This window comes from Gilliamella apis, assembly GCF_002142155.1.
Classification (GTDB): Bacteria; Pseudomonadota; Gammaproteobacteria; order Enterobacterales; family Orbaceae; genus Gilliamella; species Gilliamella apis.
The window spans coordinates 21,281-39,237 of the sequence record NZ_NASD01000017.1 but is presented as its reverse complement, the minus strand read 5'-3'; the positions used below and the strand labels follow the sequence as shown (position 1 = coordinate 39,237).

Annotated in this window: 17 protein-coding genes; 8 read left to right on the top strand and 9 right to left on the bottom strand. The window is 33.1% G+C overall.

Going from position 1 to position 17,957, the window contains the following annotated elements; genetic code table 11:
- Nucleotides 1-14: 14 nt before the first annotated feature.
- Genes B6C84_RS08535 through B6C84_RS08525 form a run of 3 tightly spaced genes read right to left on the bottom strand, consistent with a single transcriptional unit; the run spans nucleotide 15 to nucleotide 2,654 of the window.
- Nucleotides 15-1,862, bottom strand: coding sequence for an NADH-quinone oxidoreductase subunit 5 family protein (locus tag B6C84_RS08535; protein ID WP_065577762.1), 1,848 nt, complete (start codon nucleotides 1,860-1,862; stop codon nucleotides 15-17).
- The gene (gene nuoK / locus B6C84_RS08530; protein WP_065577763.1) at nucleotides 1,859-2,161 is read right to left on the bottom strand and encodes an NADH-quinone oxidoreductase subunit NuoK; all 303 of its coding nucleotides are present in this window, start codon (nucleotides 2,159-2,161) and stop codon (nucleotides 1,859-1,861) included. The genes B6C84_RS08535 and nuoK overlap by 4 nt, the downstream gene beginning before the upstream one ends.
- Before the next feature lies 1 nt (nucleotide 2,162).
- Complete coding sequence (locus tag B6C84_RS08525; protein ID WP_065577764.1) at nucleotides 2,163-2,654, bottom strand: NADH-quinone oxidoreductase subunit J family protein; 492 nt, start codon at nucleotides 2,652-2,654, stop codon at nucleotides 2,163-2,165.
- Between the two features lie 329 nt (nucleotides 2,655-2,983).
- Between B6C84_RS08525 and ppc the strand changes: the two genes are divergently transcribed.
- On the top strand, nucleotides 2,984-5,626 hold the full coding sequence (gene ppc / locus B6C84_RS08520; RefSeq protein ID WP_086354321.1) for a phosphoenolpyruvate carboxylase: 2,643 nt from the start codon (nucleotides 2,984-2,986) through the stop codon (nucleotides 5,624-5,626).
- 10 nt (nucleotides 5,627-5,636) lie between these two features.
- Here the strand turns inward: ppc and B6C84_RS08515 are convergent, their stop codons facing one another.
- The 5 genes from B6C84_RS08515 to aspS all read right to left on the bottom strand — a co-directional run bounded on the left by B6C84_RS08515 (nucleotide 5,637) and on the right by aspS (nucleotide 10,990).
- A complete protein-coding gene (locus B6C84_RS08515) occupies nucleotides 5,637-6,707 on the bottom strand; it encodes an SEL1-like repeat protein (protein ID WP_065577766.1) in 1,071 nt (356 codons plus the stop codon).
- A gap of 114 nt (nucleotides 6,708-6,821) precedes the next feature.
- Complete coding sequence (gene ubiD, locus B6C84_RS08510) at nucleotides 6,822-8,285, bottom strand: 4-hydroxy-3-polyprenylbenzoate decarboxylase (protein WP_086354320.1); 1,464 nt, start codon at nucleotides 8,283-8,285, stop codon at nucleotides 6,822-6,824.
- Between the two features lie 56 nt (nucleotides 8,286-8,341).
- The gene (locus B6C84_RS08505; protein ID WP_065650835.1) at nucleotides 8,342-8,758 is read right to left on the bottom strand and encodes a hypothetical protein; all 417 of its coding nucleotides are present in this window, start codon (nucleotides 8,756-8,758) and stop codon (nucleotides 8,342-8,344) included.
- Entirely contained in the window at nucleotides 8,755-9,222 is a 468-nt protein-coding gene (gene nudB / locus B6C84_RS08500; protein ID WP_086354319.1) for a dihydroneopterin triphosphate diphosphatase, read from the bottom strand. Before nudB ends, B6C84_RS08505 begins: the two co-directional genes overlap by 4 nt.
- Nucleotides 9,223-9,232: 10 nt before the next feature.
- Nucleotides 9,233-10,990, bottom strand: a complete 1,758-nt coding sequence (aspS, locus tag B6C84_RS08495) for an aspartate--tRNA ligase (RefSeq protein WP_086354318.1) — start codon at nucleotides 10,988-10,990, stop codon at nucleotides 9,233-9,235.
- Nucleotides 10,991-11,275: 285 nt separating this feature from the next.
- Between aspS and B6C84_RS08490 the strand changes: the two genes are divergently transcribed.
- From B6C84_RS08490 to dusC, 6 genes are all read left to right on the top strand, one after another.
- Nucleotides 11,276-11,821, top strand: a complete 546-nt coding sequence (locus B6C84_RS08490; protein ID WP_086354317.1) for a cysteine hydrolase family protein — start codon at nucleotides 11,276-11,278, stop codon at nucleotides 11,819-11,821.
- 45 nt (nucleotides 11,822-11,866) lie between these two features.
- Nucleotides 11,867-12,643, top strand: a complete 777-nt coding sequence (locus B6C84_RS08485; RefSeq protein ID WP_086354316.1) for a DUF3100 domain-containing protein — start codon at nucleotides 11,867-11,869, stop codon at nucleotides 12,641-12,643.
- Nucleotides 12,644-12,653: 10 nt separating this feature from the next.
- Nucleotides 12,654-13,103: a hypothetical protein gene (locus B6C84_RS08480; protein ID WP_065577773.1), complete on the top strand. Its 450-nt coding sequence runs from the start codon at nucleotides 12,654-12,656 to the stop codon at nucleotides 13,101-13,103.
- A 21-nt stretch (nucleotides 13,104-13,124) separates the two neighbouring features.
- Nucleotides 13,125-14,444 carry an amidohydrolase gene (locus tag B6C84_RS08475; protein ID WP_086354315.1) on the top strand — a complete coding sequence of 440 codons (1,320 nt, stop codon included), beginning with the start codon at nucleotides 13,125-13,127 and terminating at the stop codon, nucleotides 14,442-14,444.
- Between the two features lie 79 nt (nucleotides 14,445-14,523).
- A complete protein-coding gene (locus tag B6C84_RS08470; protein ID WP_086354314.1) occupies nucleotides 14,524-15,303 on the top strand; it encodes a molybdopterin-synthase adenylyltransferase MoeB in 780 nt (259 codons plus the stop codon).
- The gene (gene dusC / locus B6C84_RS08465) at nucleotides 15,294-16,253 is read left to right on the top strand and encodes a tRNA dihydrouridine(16) synthase DusC (RefSeq protein WP_086354313.1); all 960 of its coding nucleotides are present in this window, start codon (nucleotides 15,294-15,296) and stop codon (nucleotides 16,251-16,253) included. The genes B6C84_RS08470 and dusC overlap by 10 nt, the downstream gene beginning before the upstream one ends.
- Here the strand turns inward: dusC and B6C84_RS08460 are convergent.
- Entirely contained in the window at nucleotides 16,250-17,188 is a 939-nt protein-coding gene (locus B6C84_RS08460; protein ID WP_086356627.1) for a hypothetical protein, read from the bottom strand. The two genes, dusC and B6C84_RS08460, sit on opposite strands and share 4 nt — an antisense overlap.
- Before the next feature lie 412 nt (nucleotides 17,189-17,600).
- On the opposite strand from B6C84_RS08460, the gene B6C84_RS11580 reads away from it, so the two are divergent.
- Nucleotides 17,601-17,744: a hypothetical protein gene (locus B6C84_RS11580; protein ID WP_165601659.1), complete on the top strand. Its 144-nt coding sequence runs from the start codon at nucleotides 17,601-17,603 to the stop codon at nucleotides 17,742-17,744.
- The last annotated feature ends 213 nt before the right edge of the window (nucleotides 17,745-17,957 follow it).

Sequence of the window (17,957 nt, the reverse complement as noted above, 5' to 3'; positions counted from 1 at the left end):
AGTTCACACCTTTATCAAATAAAAATCAATAACATTAATATAATAATGCTACCTATTACCATTGAAACCATATACCATCTTATTTGTCCGTTTTCTAAACTGACAATATAAGCATTTATTTTCTTTATCCCCCACATAATCCAATCATCCCATAAGGCTAATGGATCCTTTTTCAGTAAGTTTGCTAAATAAATATATGGTTTTACAAAAACATTATTTAACAAATAGTCAAATCGCCAATCACTTTTACATAATTTTCCTAACGATTTGATCATCGGAGTATTGAGAATTTCATGAACTTCAGCGTTCGGATGAGCATAAAGAATATAGGCAATGACTAAACTTAATAAGGTTACTGCACACAGCAATATTCTAAATGGGATCTGACCTTGCGTATCTAAATTGGCTATTGGGATTATCCCTTTTATCGGCAATGGCAAGTAAATAAACAGTGCCGTAGTAAATATCAATAAGATAAAAAGCGGATAATAATTTATTTTTCTGATTCTTATTATCTTTTCAATTTTAATTGAATGATGGAAAACCAAAAATATCAATCGCCAAATACATAAACTAGACAATAAAATACCTAATAAGCCGATAGTACCGGCCATTAAGCTATCTTGAGCCATTAATCCCCAAATAATATCACCTTTAATATAAAATGATGCTGACACCCACGGTAAGGCACTAAGTGATAACATGATTACTAAGAAGATTGCATATAAAACTCGATTAGACTTTAACAAGCCACCAAGTTTATTGATGTCTCGTTCACCTTGGCACTGTTTGATTAAAATTGCAGAAGCAAGAATGAGTAATGTGCTAGTTACAGCATAATTAATCAAACAACTTAATGACAAATTCCAGCTCTGGGTCGAAAATGCATAAAATAGATAACTTATTTGCGCTAAATTGATATAAGTTATAATCTGTTTTATATCATTTTGAACCAAAGCAATACTACTGGCAAAAATAACAGTCAAAGAAGCAAATAAAAGCATTATATTAAGCGTATCACTTGACATCATAAACAGATTGCTTAGTCTTAAGACCAGATAAACACCAGCAAATATAACAGTAGAAGATTGCAATAACGCAACCGCTGGCATCGGTGCTAGTGTTGTTTCTTTGAACCATGAATGCATTGGGAAAAGCGCAGATTTACTCATAGCGCCAAGAAATAACATTAACGTAATCCAAAAAATAATATCTGAATCAACAGCTAAATCATTATGCGCTTTTATTAAAATATCGCTAATTTTTAATGTTTCTAAAGTCTGATAAAGTAAGAATATACCTATGATTAGAAAAATATCAGTTAAATGCATCATAACAAATGCTTTAACGGCAGCATAACTATTGCGAGCTTGTTTGTAGTAGATACCAATAAGTAAGTAAGTACTTATACTCACCCCTTCCCAACCAAGTAACATCACAAACAAATTATCAACAAGAACAACCGTTAACACACTTGCTATAAGTAAATTGCTATATGCATAAAAAGTATAAATATCTTTTCTCGATTTTAAATAACAGGCGGCAAAAAAATAAATCAATAAACCAAAGAATGATATTAATACTAAGAATGTTAGTGATAAGCCATCTAGTGTTAAAGATATAGGAACTTCAAAATCACCGACTGAAAACCAAGTCCATAAATTTCTTGTATAAACCAATGTCATATCTGGAACAGTATTGGTAGTAAAATCAATACAAGAAAATATTGTTATTAATCCAACAAGAAACATCGTACAAATCCCGATTAACATCACATTAATGGATTGTATTTGTCGCCCAAAACAGACTAATATCAAGAAAGATAATAATGGAACAATGATAGTTAAATAAAGTAAATTCATCCTTTCATTTCACTCAATGAGTCAATATTAAAGTTTTTACGTCGATAAATTAATTTTACCAGTAAAGCAAGCCCGACAGATATTTGAGCTAATACCGCCGTTACCGCTAATATAGCAAGCACCTCTCCATCAGATTGCTGCCAATAACTACTTGCAACAAAAAGTGCTGCAATGGCTCCATTATTCATGATGACAAGACTTAACAATAAGAAGTAGAGATTACGTCTAATCATTACCCCTAAAAGCCCTATTACAAATAAGATAGAGGCAAAAATCAAACCATACATAAGTGGTATCACATTATTTCTCCGACAGCATTCGATGCATAAAATGATAAGATATAACTGCAGCACCTAATAATAAAAATGTAGCTAACTCAGCCATTAATACATAAGCATAGATTGACATTTGGTGCATCAATTCATGAGATTCCGTGAACTGTGTATAGTCAGTGCTTACTACGCCATAAATAAGAACAACTAATAAAATAAATGCTAAAACTAATGGTCCTAGCCAAATTTTGGGGCTGATACCATGTTTACCATTTTCAACATTGTCACGACGCATTTCGAGCATTAAAGAAACAGCCCTAAACAGAATGACAGCTCCACCAATAAAAAAAAGAATATATAAAACAGCCGAAATATATGTTTCAAGGAGAATAAATATTAATGCTGATGCAAAAAGTGATATAGCCAGATATAAAATTGCTTTTTCTACTCGCCGACAAAAAATCACTTTTATACTTGCAAAAACAGCAATTATCGATGCGATATAAAAAACAACGATCATTAATTCATCCAATACTTATTCATAATGACATTAGTATATACTTAATTGACAACAATATACAGTTTACTAACGCAGTGTTAATACAAAAAAGTCTTTCTAAATAAAATTTTAACTTTTCATAATAGTAAGAATATTTATTTAGCAAATATAATAAAAACAATAGAAATAATAAAATCCATAAAATTTTATTATTTAAATTCAATACAACATTGTTATAAAGTATGTATCCTGAGCAATTAATCTATATTTATACCTTTTTCTTTAAATTGTCATTTTAATCATACAGTTTAAACGCACTTAGGCAAAAATATAAACAAGTAGAGAATAGAATGAATAATCAATACTCATCAATGCGAAGTAACGTCAATATGTTAGGCACCCTATTAGGCGATGCAATTAAACGCGCAACAGGTAATGAAACTTTCGATTTAGTCGAAAAAATCCGTCAGTTATCCAAATCGGCGCAACAAGGAAATAAACAAGCGCATAATGAATTACTTAAGTTAATTGAGAATCTTAATGATCAAGATCTACTTCATGTTGCACGTGCATTTAACCAGTTTTTAAATTTAGTTAACACTGCAGCAGAGTATTATGGTATTTCGCCTCATGGCGAAGCATCAAGTAGTCCTAAAAAGATGACTGAATTATTCAAATCACTTAAAAACTTAAATTTTGCTCCTCAGACTATTTCACAAGCGATTGATAATTTATCTATTGAGTTAGTACTTACTGCTCATCCAACCGAAATCAATCGCCGCACAATGATTAATACTTATACCGCAATTAATAGTTGCTTATCACAACTTGACCATAATGATTTAGCCGATTATGAAAAAGAACGGATTATGCGTCGTTTAAAACAGCTCGTTTGCCAAGCATGGTATACCGACGAAATTCGTAAAAAACGCCCTACACCTCTTGATGAAGCTAAATGGGGATTTTCGGTTATTGAAGATAGTTTATGGGAAGGTGTTCCTCTATTTTTACGTGAGTTCAATGATCAACTAGTTGATTCATTTAATGAAGAGCTATCCGTTGAACATGTACCAGTTAAATTTACCTCATGGATGGGCGGAGATCGAGATGGCAATCCAAATGTCACAGCTAAGGTGACAGAAAAGGTCATGTTACAAGCCAGATTAAAAGCAATTGAATTATTTTTAGCGGATATTCAGATTCTAGTTCGTGAATTATCCATGACAGAATGTAGTCAATCGGTTATTGATTTATTAAACGAACAAAATAAAACTGCATCAGAGCCTTACCGAGCCGTAATGAAACAACTACGATCTCGTTTAGTTAAAACCCACGGTTATATCATTTCACTATTAAACAATGAGCAAGTTTTAGCGCCAGCCGATCTTTTGACTAAAAATGAACAATTATGGACACCACTTTATATCTGTTATGAATCTTTAATAGAGAATGGCATGTCAACTATTGCTCATGGGCCATTATTAGATACATTAAGACGTATTAAAAGCTTTGGATTGCAATTAGTTCGATTAGATATTCGCCAAGATAGTTCTGTACATACAGAAGCATTAGACGCCTTAACTAAAGAACTTAATTTAGGTAGTTATGCCTCATGGACAGAAGAAGAAAAACAGGAATTTTTATTAGCTGAATTGCAATCTAATCGACCATTACTTCCTTATAATTGGCAACCAGATGAAATGGTAAAAGAAGTATTAGATACCTGCCGAGTGATTAAAAAAGCGGGTGAGGAATCAATTGCTTCTTATGTAATTTCAATGGCCAAAGCACCTTCTGATATTTTGGCAGTTTATTTACTTCTAAAAAGTGTTGATTGCCAAAAAAATATTCCTGTTGCACCTTTATTTGAAACCTTAGACGATTTAAATAATGCTAAATCTGTTATGCAAAAACTTTTAGATATTCCTTGGTATCGTGAAAAGATCAATGGCAAACAGATGGTAATGATTGGCTATTCAGATTCAGCGAAAGATGCAGGATCACTTGCTGCGTCATGGGCACAATATCGGTCACAAGAAGAACTAGTCAATTTATTTGAAAAATATAATATTAACTTAGTATTATTCCATGGTCGTGGTGGTTCAATTGGACGTGGTGGTGCACCAGCTCATGCGGCTTTACTTTCACAACCACCAGGATCACTTAAAGGTGGTTTACGTGTTACAGAACAAGGCGAGATGATTAGATTTAAGCTTGGTTTACCTGAGGTTGCACTTAGTAGCTTAATGCTTTATGCATCAGCGATTTTACAAGCAAATTTACTTCCACCTCCAGAGCCTAAGCAAGTCTGGCGAGATATTATGGATGAAATGTCAGATTATTCTTGCCAATGCTATCGAAGCTATGTTCGAGAAAAAGCTGAATTTGTTGATTATTTTAGAGCAGTTACACCAGAAGCAGAACTAGGTAGATTACCATTAGGTTCCCGTCCACAAAAACGTCGAACAGGTGGTGGAATTGAGAGCCTACGTGCAATACCATGGATTTTTGCTTGGACTCAAAACCGTTTAATGGTGCCTTCATGGCTTGGTGCAGGTAGTGCACTTAGAGTTGTTATCCTTGAAGGTAAAAAAGAGCAATTGCAAGATATGTATCATAATTGGCCATTTTTTAATGCTCGTTTAGGAATGCTAGAAATGGTTTATGCCAAAGCAGCACCAAATATTCATGAATATTATGAACAACGTCTAGTTTCCTCTACATTATGGCCATTAGGTGATGAATTAAGAAATTTATTAACTGAGGATATCAATACTGTACTAACCATCACGGATGATATTAGCTTAATGGCTGACTTACCATGGATTGCCGAGTCAGTCGCATTGCGTAATACTTATATTGAACCACTTAACTTATTGCAAGCCGAATTATTGAGTCGTTCTCGTAAAAATAATGATGAAAATAGTATTGTTGAACAAGGATTAATGATAACAATTTCAGGTATTGCAGCAGGAATGCGAAATTCAGGATAATAAAAAAGGGCTATTCGCCCTTTTTATTTTGAGAAAGTTGTTCCAGATATGCTTTAGCATCTTCATCACCTTGCTCACTGGCTTTAGTGAACCAATAGATAGCTAAATTAATATTCTGTTTAATATCCTGACCTTCAAGATATTTAATAGCTAAATTATATTGAGCATCAACACTTCCTTGATTGGCAGCTTTATTATACCAATCTATAGCTTTCTTTTCGTCTTTCGGGACACCACCACCCACATCATACATAACAGCAATATTATATTGGGCATCAGCATTACCGCCTTCGGCAGCTTTAGTAAACCAATGAGCTGCTTGAGTATTATCAGGTCTTGTTCCTGAGCCTGTTGCATACATAATACCTAAATTATACATGGCCAATATATGTCCACGTTCTGCAGCTTGCGTATAAAAATAAAGTGCAGCAACATAATCCTGAGTTAAACCATCACCATTTTGAGACATTAATCCTAAATAATATTGTGCTTCAGCATTATTATCTTTCGCTGCTTGACTAAACCAATCAGCAGCAAGCATTCGATCTTTTTCTACATCATCACCAAAAAAGTACATAATACCCAAATTTAAGTAAGCATCATAAATACCCTGATCACCTGCTTGACGAAAATAATTAATCGCAGCAGAAATATCTTTAGCAACTCCTTCACCATTTTTATACATTAACGCCAAATTATATTTAGCTAAAGGATAATTCTGATCAGCTGCCAATTTAAAAAATTTGAATGCTTCAGATAAATTCGCTTTGGTTCCTAATCCATTTTGATACATATAAGCTAAATTATTTTGTGCTTTAGCTAATCCTTGTTCCGCAGCTTTATTGAACCAAAAAAATGCTTTTAAATCATTAACTTCAACACCTAACCCTTGTTTATAAATGGTACCGAGATTATATTGTGATTGCATATCACCCTTTTCAGCAGCAAGCAATAAAGAAGGTATTAGTGAACCTGGGTCGCTCACTTTTAATTCCGTATCAGGCTGTGTTTTAGCTTCACTTGCCATTACTCCACAAGAGATAAATAACATCAAAGCCAATATAATTTGAAGTTTTTTCATAATTGTCTAAATGCCATAATATTGGCAATAATTATACATAATTGCTCCAAAAGGGAATAGTTTTGTTTTGCAATTAACTTTATCCATTATTTTCCCATTAATTAGTTAAATATATTACAAACCAAGTTCCTGCCAAATTTTATCAATATGGGCAACCACTTTTTCATCTTTAGTAATAATGCTTCCCCATTCTCGATTTGTTTCACCCTGCCACTTATTTGTAGCATCCAATCCCATTTTAGACCCTAAACCAGATACAGGTGAAGCGAAGTCTAGATAATCAATTGGAGTATTATCAACAAATGTAGTATCTCGGTGTGGATCCATTCTTGTTGATATAGCCCACATAACATCTTTCCAATCCCTTGCATTAATATCATCATCACAAACAATAATAAATTTAGTATACATAAATTGTCTTAAATAGGACCAAATACCCATCATGACTCTTTTGGCATGCCCTGGATATTGTTTTTTGATTGTGACAATAGCAATTCGGTAAGAACATCCCTCTGGTGGAAGATAAAAATCAACAATTTCAGGAAATTGTTTTTGTAATATTGGAATAAACACTTCATTTAATGCTAATCCCATTACTGCCGGTTCATCTGGTGGCCTACCGGTATAAGTGGAATGATAAATGGCATCTTTGCGTCTAGTTAAATGAGTTACCGTGAACACGGCAAATTTTTCAACTTCATTATAATAACCAGTATGATCACCATAAGGGCCTTCAGCAGCAAGTTCGTTGGGATCGATATAACCTTCGAGAATAATTTCAGCTGTTGCTGGCACTTCTAATTCATTTGATAATGACTTAACAACTTCAGTTCGACTATTTCGTAACAATCCTGCAAAAGCGTATTCTGATAATGTATCTGGTACCGGTGTAACGGCACTCAATATAGTTGCCGGATCTGCGCCTATTGCGATACTAACCGGAAAATTTTCATTTGGATGAGATTTTTGCCATTCAGCAAAATCAAGCGCGCCACCTCGATGTGATAACCAACGCATGATTAATTTATTTTTACCTAATAATTGTAAGCGATAAACGCCAATATTTTGACGCTCTTTATGAGGACCTTTGGTTATTGTTAACCCCCAAGTTACGAGTGGGGCTACATCTCCTGGCCAGCAATGCATAATAGGTAATTGAGTTAAATCGACTTCATCATCTTTAAAAATTAATTCCTGACAAGGTGCTGAAGAACGACGCTTTACCGGCATATTGAGAACTTGTTTATATTTAGGCAAAACATCAAAAAATTGTCGAATACCTTTCGGTGGTTCAGGCTCTCGTAAAAAAGCGAGCAATTCGCCAATTGCTCGCAATTCTGTAGTTTCTTCTCGCCCCATCGCCATAGCAACTCGTTTAGCCGTACCAAAAAGATTACACAACACTGGGATTTTATAACCAATTGGATTTTCGAACAATAATGCCGGACCTTGTGAACGTAATACACGATCAGCGATTTCTGTCATTTCAAGATGAGGATTAACCGGATAACTAATTCGTTTCAGTTCGCCTTGCTGTTCAAGGTAATCTAAAAAATCCCGAAAATTAGATAATGCCATTATTGCTCCTTTCAACTCTAAATTACATTAATCAAATACAAGCTGATAAATATTAATTAATCTGCATCGAAATTTTCACTATATATAGGAACTTCTTTGATCTGATTACACCCAACAATTTTAGGTAATAAAATTTGAAACTGTTGCTGATCAATTTCAGTAAATTTATTTTGATCTACTTGATAAAATAAATAATCTTCAGTTTTATTATCAGTTTGAATCGAAGCTAACCAATAATTACGATCATCACTATTTTCATTGGCGAAAATTTTAATAATACTATTTTCTCGTTTCTCGGGTTGATTATGTAATTTATAATCGATGATTTTTTCGGCGATTTGAGAATCATACTCATCAAAAATGATGTAGTCACCTTGATTAACTTTGCACCTTTTTATATTTATCTCAGCATAACTGTTTGATATTAAAAAGGATAAACTAAACAACAAAAAGATATATTGATTAAATTTCATTTTTGATCTCTTAAATTAATTTTCTCAATTGAACCAATTTTACCAATAGCCTCACTATTATTTGGTGATACAGTAAGATTGGCTGCACTATTTATAGTTAACCATTGATAAGATAAATGTTCAGTAAGTACTGGCGTTACCTCATCACAAAGAGGTAAATAAAACCAATGCTCTTTATTTATCTTTACTTCTGGTGCATACCGATATCTAAACTGAGGGAAAATTTCAAATTCAACCACATGTTTTGCATCAATTAATTTAAGATTTTTTCCATTAATATCTATACCGGTCTCTTCAAAAACCTCACGAATTGCCGTATCCCTAGGCAATTCATTTTTTTCCAAACTACCTGTAACTGATTGCCAAAAATTAGGATCATCTTTACGTTGCAACATAAGAACTCGCTGAGTGCTTTTACAATAAATAACAACTAAAACTGACTCAGGGTTCTTATACTTTTGCATATAAATACCGTTACTTTTGGCTCACTTCAATACCAAGTTCCTTTAACGCTGCTGGATTAGCTGGACTAGGTGCATCAGTTAACAAACATGTTGCTGCAGTTGTTTTTGGAAAAGCAATAACATCACGGATATTATCAGTTCCAGTTAACAGCATAGTTAATCTATCTAAGCCAAAGGCTAAACCTGCATGCGGTGGTGTACCATATTTTAGTGCATCAAGTAAGAAACCAAATTTTTCACGCTGATCACCTTCATTAATACCCAAAATTGAGAATACAGCTTGTTGCATTTCGCTTCGATGAATACGTACAGAACCACCACCTACTTCATAACCATTAATAACCATATCGTATGCATTAGCTACCGCATTTTCAGGATTATTAATTAATTGCTCTGGCGTGAAATCCTTCGGTGATGTGAATGGATGATGCATAGCACTTAAGCCTTCCTCTGTTTCTTCAAACATTGGGAAATCAACAACCCAAAGTACTGCCCATTTATTCTCATCAGTTATACTTAAATCTTTACCGACTTTCAAACGTAAGGCCCCTAATGCATCACTAACAACTTTATAACTATCTGCACCAAATAGTAAAATATCACCATCTTTAGCATCAGCACGATTCAATAAAGCTTCCATTTGAGATTCATTAAAGAATTTAGCTACTGGGCTTTGGACACCAGCTAAACCTTTGTTACGTTCATTAACTTTTATCCACGCCATACCTTTAGCGCCATATACCGAGATAAATTGCGTATAATCATCTAATTGTTTGCGCGTTAATTGTGCACCATTTGGTACGCAAAGCAGTGCAACGCGGCCTTTTGGATCATTCGCTGGTGTTGAAAATACTTTAAAATCAATATCTTTTACTAAATCAGCCACATCAATAATTTCCAGTGGATTACGTAAATCTGGTTTATCACTACCAAATCGTCGCATTGCTTCAGCAAAAGTTAATATTGGAAAACGACCTAAATCGATATTTTTTACATGTAACCAAAGTTCGCGAATCATTTTCTCCATAATTTCACGCACTTGTTCGGCACTCATAAAAGAGGTCTCAACATCAATTTGAGTAAATTCTGGCTGACGATCAGCACGAAGATCTTCGTCACGAAAACATTTAACAATTTGATAATAACGATCAAAACCAGACATCATCAGTAACTGTTTAAACAGTTGTGGTGATTGTGGAAGTGCATAAAACTCACCATTATGAACACGACTTGGTACAAGATAATCACGAGCACCTTCCGGCGTCGCTTTGGTTAACATTGGTGTTTCAATATCTAAAAAGCCATGTTCATTCATGAAAGAACGAACAAATGCGGTAATTTGGGCTCTAGTTTTGAAAATGGTAGACATTTCTGGTCGACGCAAATCAATATAGCGATATTTTAAACGTTGTTCTTCACTATTGTTTTGATTAAAATCAAGAGGTAAGACATCACTACGATTGAAAATAGTCAGCTCAGTAGCCAAAATTTCAACTTCGCCAGTTGCCATATCTTTATTAACTTGACCTTCAGGTCTTGCCCTTACTTTTCCTTTAATTTGAATACAAAATTCATTACGTAATTCGCCAGCTAATTCGTGTGCTTGTGGGTAATCAGGATCAAAAAAAACTTGCACAATTCCTTCACGATCACGCATATCAATAAAAATCATTCCACCTAAATCTCGGCGTTTATTGACCCATCCACATAGCGTGACTTCTTGATTAATATAACTTGCGTTTAATTGTCCGCAATAAATTGTTCTCATTAAATATATCCTGTGTACAATTATCAAAAATGATAATTATTATAGAGCAATTTATCGGGGGATAAAGACTATCTATAAAAATAATCCTTATTTAATTTATTTATACTCAGTTTATGATAATAATTTTAATTTATATAATCATTTGTAAATTTATTTAAATTCAATAAGATAATTAACCAAAATACATCTTTTATAAATAAATTTGAAAAATGATTAATTTAATAACTTGTCATATCTGATATTTATTAATAAGCTTTAGGATTATTTAAATGTTGTTTATTGGATATGAAAGCTTTAATTTCAATTGATTATACTAATGATTTCATTGCTGATAATGGAGCTTTAACAACCGGTTCCGTAGGTCAACAAATTGAATCAGAAATGATAAACATAACTCAATCATTTATTAACAATAATGAATTTATCGTTTTTGCTATTGATGCTCATGAACCTTTAGATAAATACCATCCGGAAAATTCGCTATTTCCCCCTCACAATCTTGTTGGGACTGTTGGCCAACAATTATTTGGTAAATTACAGCAACTTTACCAACAACATCAATATTCAGACAATATCTACTGGATCAATAAACGTCACTACTCAGCATTTTGTGGTACGGATCTTGACCTCCGTTTACGCGAAAGACATATCACTGAAATCCATCTGATTGGCGTTTGTACTGATATTTGTATTTTACATACGGCTGTAGATGCCTATAACTTAGGTTATAAATTAGTTATTCATCAAAATGCTGTTGCAAGCTTTGATCCCATTGGCCATCAATGGGCTTTAAAGCATTTTCAAAATACCTTAGGAGCAACCGTAGTATAAGAAGTGCAGTGTAAAAATAGATAAAAAAATGAAGAAGGAGCAAGAATGGAAGTTTTACGAGACTATAAATTGCATTTAATTGCCTTTTTAGTAGTAATTATTTGTGAGCTTATCGGTAGACAAACTATATGGATTATTGCCGTTTATCCAATGCTATATGCAATGATTTTTGGTGGCATCATTAGCTTCCCAAAACTAAAAATATTAACCAACAAAAATATGCAAAATGCAAGTCTTGTGATGATGGTTACATTAATTCTACTTGTGGCAAAACTTGGTGTAGCTGTAGGCCCGAAAATTGATATGATTTTAGAAGATGCCAAGCTAGCCCTAATTTTTCAAGAATTAGGTCATTTTGCCGGAACCATTTTACTTGGCCTACCATTAGCAATGATATTAGGTATGAAACGAGAAGCCGTTGGGGCTACTTATTCGGTAGCTCGCGAACCTAATATCGCCATAGTTGCAGATAAATATGGTTTAGATTCACCCGAAGGTCGAGGTGTCATGGCTATGTATGTCTGCGGTACGCTTTATGGTGCGATTTGGATGAGTATTCTTGCCAGCTTAATAGCACAATTGAACATTTTACACCCATATGCGCTAGCAATGGGAGCTGGCGTAGGTAGTGGAAGTATGATGGCAGCCTCACTTGCACCAATAAGTGATTTATACCCTGACTTATCAGAAAACATTAATGCTTATGCTACCACAGCGAATTTAATGTCGGGAATGGTGGGCATGTATATTTACACACTATTTTCTTTGCCTTTCGCTTCTTTTATGTATAACACTTTAGACCGTTTCCGACGCAAGAAATAAGGATGTCATAATGAAGATTTTTGAGACGATTTTTGTATTTATTCTAGTCGCCATTATTATGGCAGCTGGTAACACCGTGGGATATAAAATTGATTTGATTTCATCGCTTGAAGCAGTAGCGATGCTAGTTATTATCTCTATTGTAGGACTGTTAATCAGTAAGTTACCCGGATTTAATAAATTACCGGTAATTTTATGGGTATCTGTGGTTGCAGCTATCATGTCAGCACCAATATTCCCATACCATCAAGAAATTGTTGCAATTACTGATCAAGTGTCATTACTTGCTGTTTGTACTCCTATACTTGCTTATGCAGGATTGGCTATCGGTAAAGATCTTGCACTATTTAAAAATATATCTTGGCGCATTATTCCTGTATCTTTAGCCGTTTTTTCTGGTACATTTATTTTTGCTGCTATAATTGCTCAAGTCACACTACACTGGGAAGGCGTTATCTAAATTTAGATAAGGATTTTATTTATGACAAAAGAAGAACTAAAGAAAAAAGTTTGCGATGCAATTGCAAATCGAAAAGCAGATATCAAGTCAATTGCCGAAGCAATTTGGTCAGAACCAGAGCTTGGTTACAAAGAACATAAAACCGCTAAAAAAGTAGAAGATGCTTTTGAAAAATTAGGTGTTCCTTTTAAAAATAAATTAGCCTTAACCGGAGTAAAAGGTCGTCTTAAAGGCGGTAAAGGTAGCAAATATAGTATAGCGGTTATTGGTGAGCTAGATGCTATCATCTGTGCCGACCACCCAGCTGCTGATGAAACATCAGGTGCAGCTCACTGCTGTGGACATAATGCCCAAATAGCCAACATGATGGCGGTTACCATGGGATTAATTGACTCAGGTGCCATGCAATTTTTAGCTGGTGATGTAGTACCATTTGCTGTCCCAGCCGAAGAATATGTTGAAATAACCTATCGCAATCGATTAATTGAAGAAGGTAAAATCAAATACATTGGTGGCAAACCAGAATTGATTGCTCGCGGTGATTTTGATGATGTTGATATGGCATTACAAATACATTTAACCAGTGTACCTGCTGAACGCCAAGATGGTTTTATTGAGATCTCAACTACAAGCAATGGCTTTATTGGTAAACTAATTAAATATAAAGGTGAAGCATCCCATGCTGCCGCAGCTCCTCATGCTGGTGTAAATGCATTAAATGCAGCTATGATGGGAATGATGGGTGTACATGCTATCCGTGAAACATTTCAAGAAAAAGATTATATTCGTTTTCATCCAATTATTACCCAAGGTGGTGATTTAGTAAATGTTGTACCAAGCGATGTAAGAATGGAAAGTTATGTGCGAGCAGGTAATGTACCAGCCATGATTGATGCTAATGAAAGAATTAATCAAGCACTAAAGGCAGGAGCAATGGCTGTTGGTGCTACTTGTGAAATTAAAGATCTTCCAGGTTATCTGCCGTTAAATAATAATCCAACACTCAATGATTTTCTAAAACAAAATGCTGAAAATTTAATTGGTGAAGAAAATGTTTCAATTGCACCTCATATGACAGGAAGTACCGACACAGGTGATCTATCGCATATTATGCCAGTAAGTCACCCTTGGATTGGTTCGGTTAGAGGCGTGTTACATGGTAAAGATTACACCGTATTTGATGAAGATATGGCTTATATCCGCCCTGCACAAATGATGGCCTGTACCATTATTGATTTACTTTATGATGATGCTGAATCAGCTCAAACACTAATGGCAAACTACAAGCCACTTATGACAAAAGAAGAATATTTAACATTCTTATCTGGTTTTGATAAATAAAATTAAAAACTTGGCACAATCATGTGCCAAGTTTTTGTTATACTATACAAATCATTATCAACAATAACTATCACTTCATATGTTAACGCTTTCTGATCAAGAATTGCTACGCTACGACCGACAAATCACTTTGCATGGATTCGATATCGATAAGCAGCAAATTTTAAAAAATAGTACAGCATTAATTATAGGATTAGGCGGGTTAGGTTGTGCTGCTGCCGTCTATTTAGCAGCATCAGGCATCGGTAAACTAACATTGATTGATTTTGATACAATATCAGCGTCGAATTTAAATAGACAAATTTTATATACTCAACAATCAATAAATCAGTATAAGGTTGAAGTCGCAAAACAAGCATTATGTAATATTAATGCCGATATGATTATTGAAACAATTAATCAGAAACTGAGTGATAATGAGCTAATTTCGCTAATCAAACAACATAATATCGTTATTGATTGCACCGATAATTTAACCAGCCGTGAACAAATTAATCGCTGTTGTTTTCTCGAAAAGAAACCATTAATTTCTGGTGCGGCAATCCGCATGGAAGGTTTACTCACTGTATTCAATTATCAAGATAATCAACCATGCTATCAATGCTTAAGTCAATTATTTGGGCAAAACCAGCTGACTTGTATTGAAGCCGGGGTAATGGCACCATTAGTTGGCATGTTCGGTTCAATGCAAGCTCTAGAGGCAATCAAAGTACTTACCAATTATGGAAAACCTTTAATTGGTCGAGTTCTAATGATTGATACTATGACGATGGAATTTAACCAAGTCATATTTACTAAACAAACTAATTGTATTGTGTGTGGAAACCAACATGCTAAACAGGAGCTAAAATGCAAATAAATCGCATCATTTTAGCACCAATGGAAGGGGTTCTTGATTATCATGTGCGGCAAATATTAACTGAAATCAATCAATTTGATTATTGTGTCACTGAGTTTGTAAGAGTAACTCAGCATAAATTATCAAACCGAACTTTTTATCGACTATGTCCAGAACTTTATAATGAAGGAAAAACCTTATCAGGAACACCAGTCCGAGTTCAATTATTAGGACAATCTCCTGAATGGATGGCTGAAAATGCCATTAAAGCGCTTGAACTAGGTTCTTATGGCATAGATATCAATTTTGGTTGTCCAGCTAAAACCGTTGTTGGCAGCCATGGTGGTGCTTATTTATTACAATATCCTGAGCAAATATTTAATATTGTAACTCAAGTTAGGACAGCAATTGGCTCTGCCTCAACTTTATCTGTTAAAATTCGATTAGGTTGGGATGATAAATCTCACTGTTACGAAATAGCTGAAGCAATTGAACAAGCTGGTGCTAATGAAATTGTTATTCATGGACGAACCAAAATAGATGGATATAAAGCCGAGAAAATTGATTGGCCAACCATTGGTAAAATTAAACAAAAATTAACCATTCCGGTTATTGCTAATGGCGAAATATTTTCTGCTGAAGATGCTAAAAATTGCATAACACAAAGTCATACAAATGACATTATGCTAGGACGAGGAATACTTAATATTCCTAATTTAGCCAATACAATTCGTTTTAATCATTCACCATTAAATTGGCATAAAGTTATACAATTACTGCTTCGTTATGCAATGACATCCATCGAAGATGCTAAACCACTTTACCATTCGGCTAGGATAAAGCAGTGGTTAGCTTATTTAAGACAATATTACCCACAAGCATCAATAGTATTACCGGAAATCAGGCAACTAAAATCACAAAATGAAATCTGTAATTTTTTGAAAACCAAATTAGATAATGAATCTAACTAATTTTGACTCTTTCTAAATACTGCCTTACCAAAATAATATTTAGTTGTTTTATTAATAGTTAGACAAATCAATGAAATAAGCAATATCACTAAAAGTAATTTATTAATATTGTTAAAAACAGATATAAATGAATCAATATAGTATTTTGATGGATTATTATCAATGATAGTAAAGGCAATAAAAATAAAGAAGAAAATTAAACCACTTGATATTGATACACTTTTAAAAAGTTTTTCATATTGAATTTTATCAAAGAAAACATGAAAAGATTGTTTGCTTAATACCAAACCACATAATATCGCAACCAAATAAATAGCCGTTAAATAATTATAAATAGAACCATTAAATACATTTAAAAAGGCTCGATTTAGAAAGATAAAAGATTTAATCAATATAAAGCAACTAAAAATAGAAAAAAGAACGAAGTGAATATTTGGGGAGTCTTTTTTCGTTAAAATAAACTCATTTTGGCTTTTAATAAAATAACCTTTACAAAAAACAATCAAATAATATAAAAGTAAAGCATCAAGTACATAACGGATAATAGCAAATGCTATATTAAAAAATATTAGAAACAAAGGCGATTCTATTTTTAAATAAACGTTCGTATTAATTGTTATGAAATAGGCAACAATACAATAAATCAACATTATAATAATCAACAAAATAATATTAACTTTATTAACAACATAAACATGGACAGAATGAAAGAATAGAGTTAAAAGGCCAAAAACTAATAAGGAATCTATAAAATAGTGTTGAAAAAAAAACTGTAATAAAGATGAAAAAGGTACATTAAAAAATACATACCAAGTAAAATTACCTAAGAAAAGTTCATCTGCGTGCAAATATAAAGAAAATATATTCAATAATATGTTTAACAAAAAATAGATTAAACAACCTATCAACGGTAGTTTAAAAAAACTCTTTTCCATATGTATATTACACTCCATTCCATTGATTATTTTTTATTATCAAATTTTAAAAAATAATATTTAGTCACTTTATTGAAAATTAGATAAGTTAATAAAAGAAAAAATACAACTAAAAAAAACAGTTTAATATAATCTAAGATTAACGAGGAATAATCAAAATAAAAACTTCTAGACTTTCCTCTAAGAAGTAAAAAAATTAAAACATTAAGTAACAACAAGACACTGGATATGAATACACTTTTAAATAACCTTGCATATTGAATTTCATCAAAAGAAATCATGAAATTTTTTTTACTAACACGCATACAAAATAGTATAAAAAGAACAAAAGTAAATTTTAAATTAGGATTAACAGATAGATCGTAAAAAACTTCAATTATTTCAAATCCACTAAAAAAAATTGGACAAATAAATGCTAAAAAAAGTATCGCATGAATTAAACTACTATTTTGGGGCGTTAAACGAAAAGCTTGCCGATGTTTTAAAAAAAATTTTTTTGATAGTTCAATCAAATAATACAGAAGTAAAGAATAAAAAATATAATGAAGAAAAATGAATGCAGAATAACATAATATACGCTGTGATAAAGAAGATAGCTCATCAATATAAGTGTCAATAAAACACCATATACAAAAAGTGATGCCTGAATACATTAATATTAATAGCATTAATAAAAGGACATTATGTAAGTTAACAAGATAAATATTATTAAAATGAAGAAATAATGTTAATACTCCAAAAAGCCATAACACTTCAAAAAATTGATATA

Bases quoted from the DNA above. Each gene is read 5' to 3' on its own strand.
- ubiD (WP_086354320.1), bottom strand. From the start codon at position 8,285: ATGGCATTATCTAATTTTCGGGATTTTTTAGATTACCTTGAACAGCAA.
- B6C84_RS08475 (WP_086354315.1), top strand. From the start codon at position 13,125: ATGACAAAAGAAGAACTAAAGAAAAAAGTTTGCGATGCAATTGCAAAT.
- B6C84_RS08525 (WP_065577764.1), bottom strand. From the start codon at position 2,654: ATGATCGTTGTTTTTTATATCGCATCGATAATTGCTGTTTTTGCAAGT.
- B6C84_RS08480 (WP_065577773.1), top strand. From the start codon at position 12,654: ATGAAGATTTTTGAGACGATTTTTGTATTTATTCTAGTCGCCATTATT.
- B6C84_RS08485 (WP_086354316.1), top strand. From the start codon at position 11,867: ATGGAAGTTTTACGAGACTATAAATTGCATTTAATTGCCTTTTTAGTA.
- B6C84_RS11580 (WP_165601659.1), top strand. From the start codon at position 17,601: ATGCTAAAAAAAGTATCGCATGAATTAAACTACTATTTTGGGGCGTTA.
- B6C84_RS08490 (WP_086354317.1), top strand. From the start codon at position 11,276: ATGAAAGCTTTAATTTCAATTGATTATACTAATGATTTCATTGCTGAT.
- aspS (WP_086354318.1), bottom strand. From the start codon at position 10,990: ATGAGAACAATTTATTGCGGACAATTAAACGCAAGTTATATTAATCAA.
- B6C84_RS08470 (WP_086354314.1), top strand. From the start codon at position 14,524: ATGTTAACGCTTTCTGATCAAGAATTGCTACGCTACGACCGACAAATC.
- B6C84_RS08515 (WP_065577766.1), bottom strand. From the start codon at position 6,707: ATGAAAAAACTTCAAATTATATTGGCTTTGATGTTATTTATCTCTTGT.
- nudB (WP_086354319.1), bottom strand. From the start codon at position 9,222: ATGCAAAAGTATAAGAACCCTGAGTCAGTTTTAGTTGTTATTTATTGT.
- ppc (WP_086354321.1), top strand. From the start codon at position 2,984: ATGAATAATCAATACTCATCAATGCGAAGTAACGTCAATATGTTAGGC.
- dusC (WP_086354313.1), top strand. From the start codon at position 15,294: ATGCAAATAAATCGCATCATTTTAGCACCAATGGAAGGGGTTCTTGAT.
- B6C84_RS08460 (WP_086356627.1), bottom strand. From the start codon at position 17,188: ATGGAAAAGAGTTTTTTTAAACTACCGTTGATAGGTTGTTTAATCTAT.
- B6C84_RS08505 (WP_065650835.1), bottom strand. From the start codon at position 8,758: ATGAAATTTAATCAATATATCTTTTTGTTGTTTAGTTTATCCTTTTTA.
- B6C84_RS08535 (WP_065577762.1), bottom strand. From the start codon at position 1,862: ATGAATTTACTTTATTTAACTATCATTGTTCCATTATTATCTTTCTTG.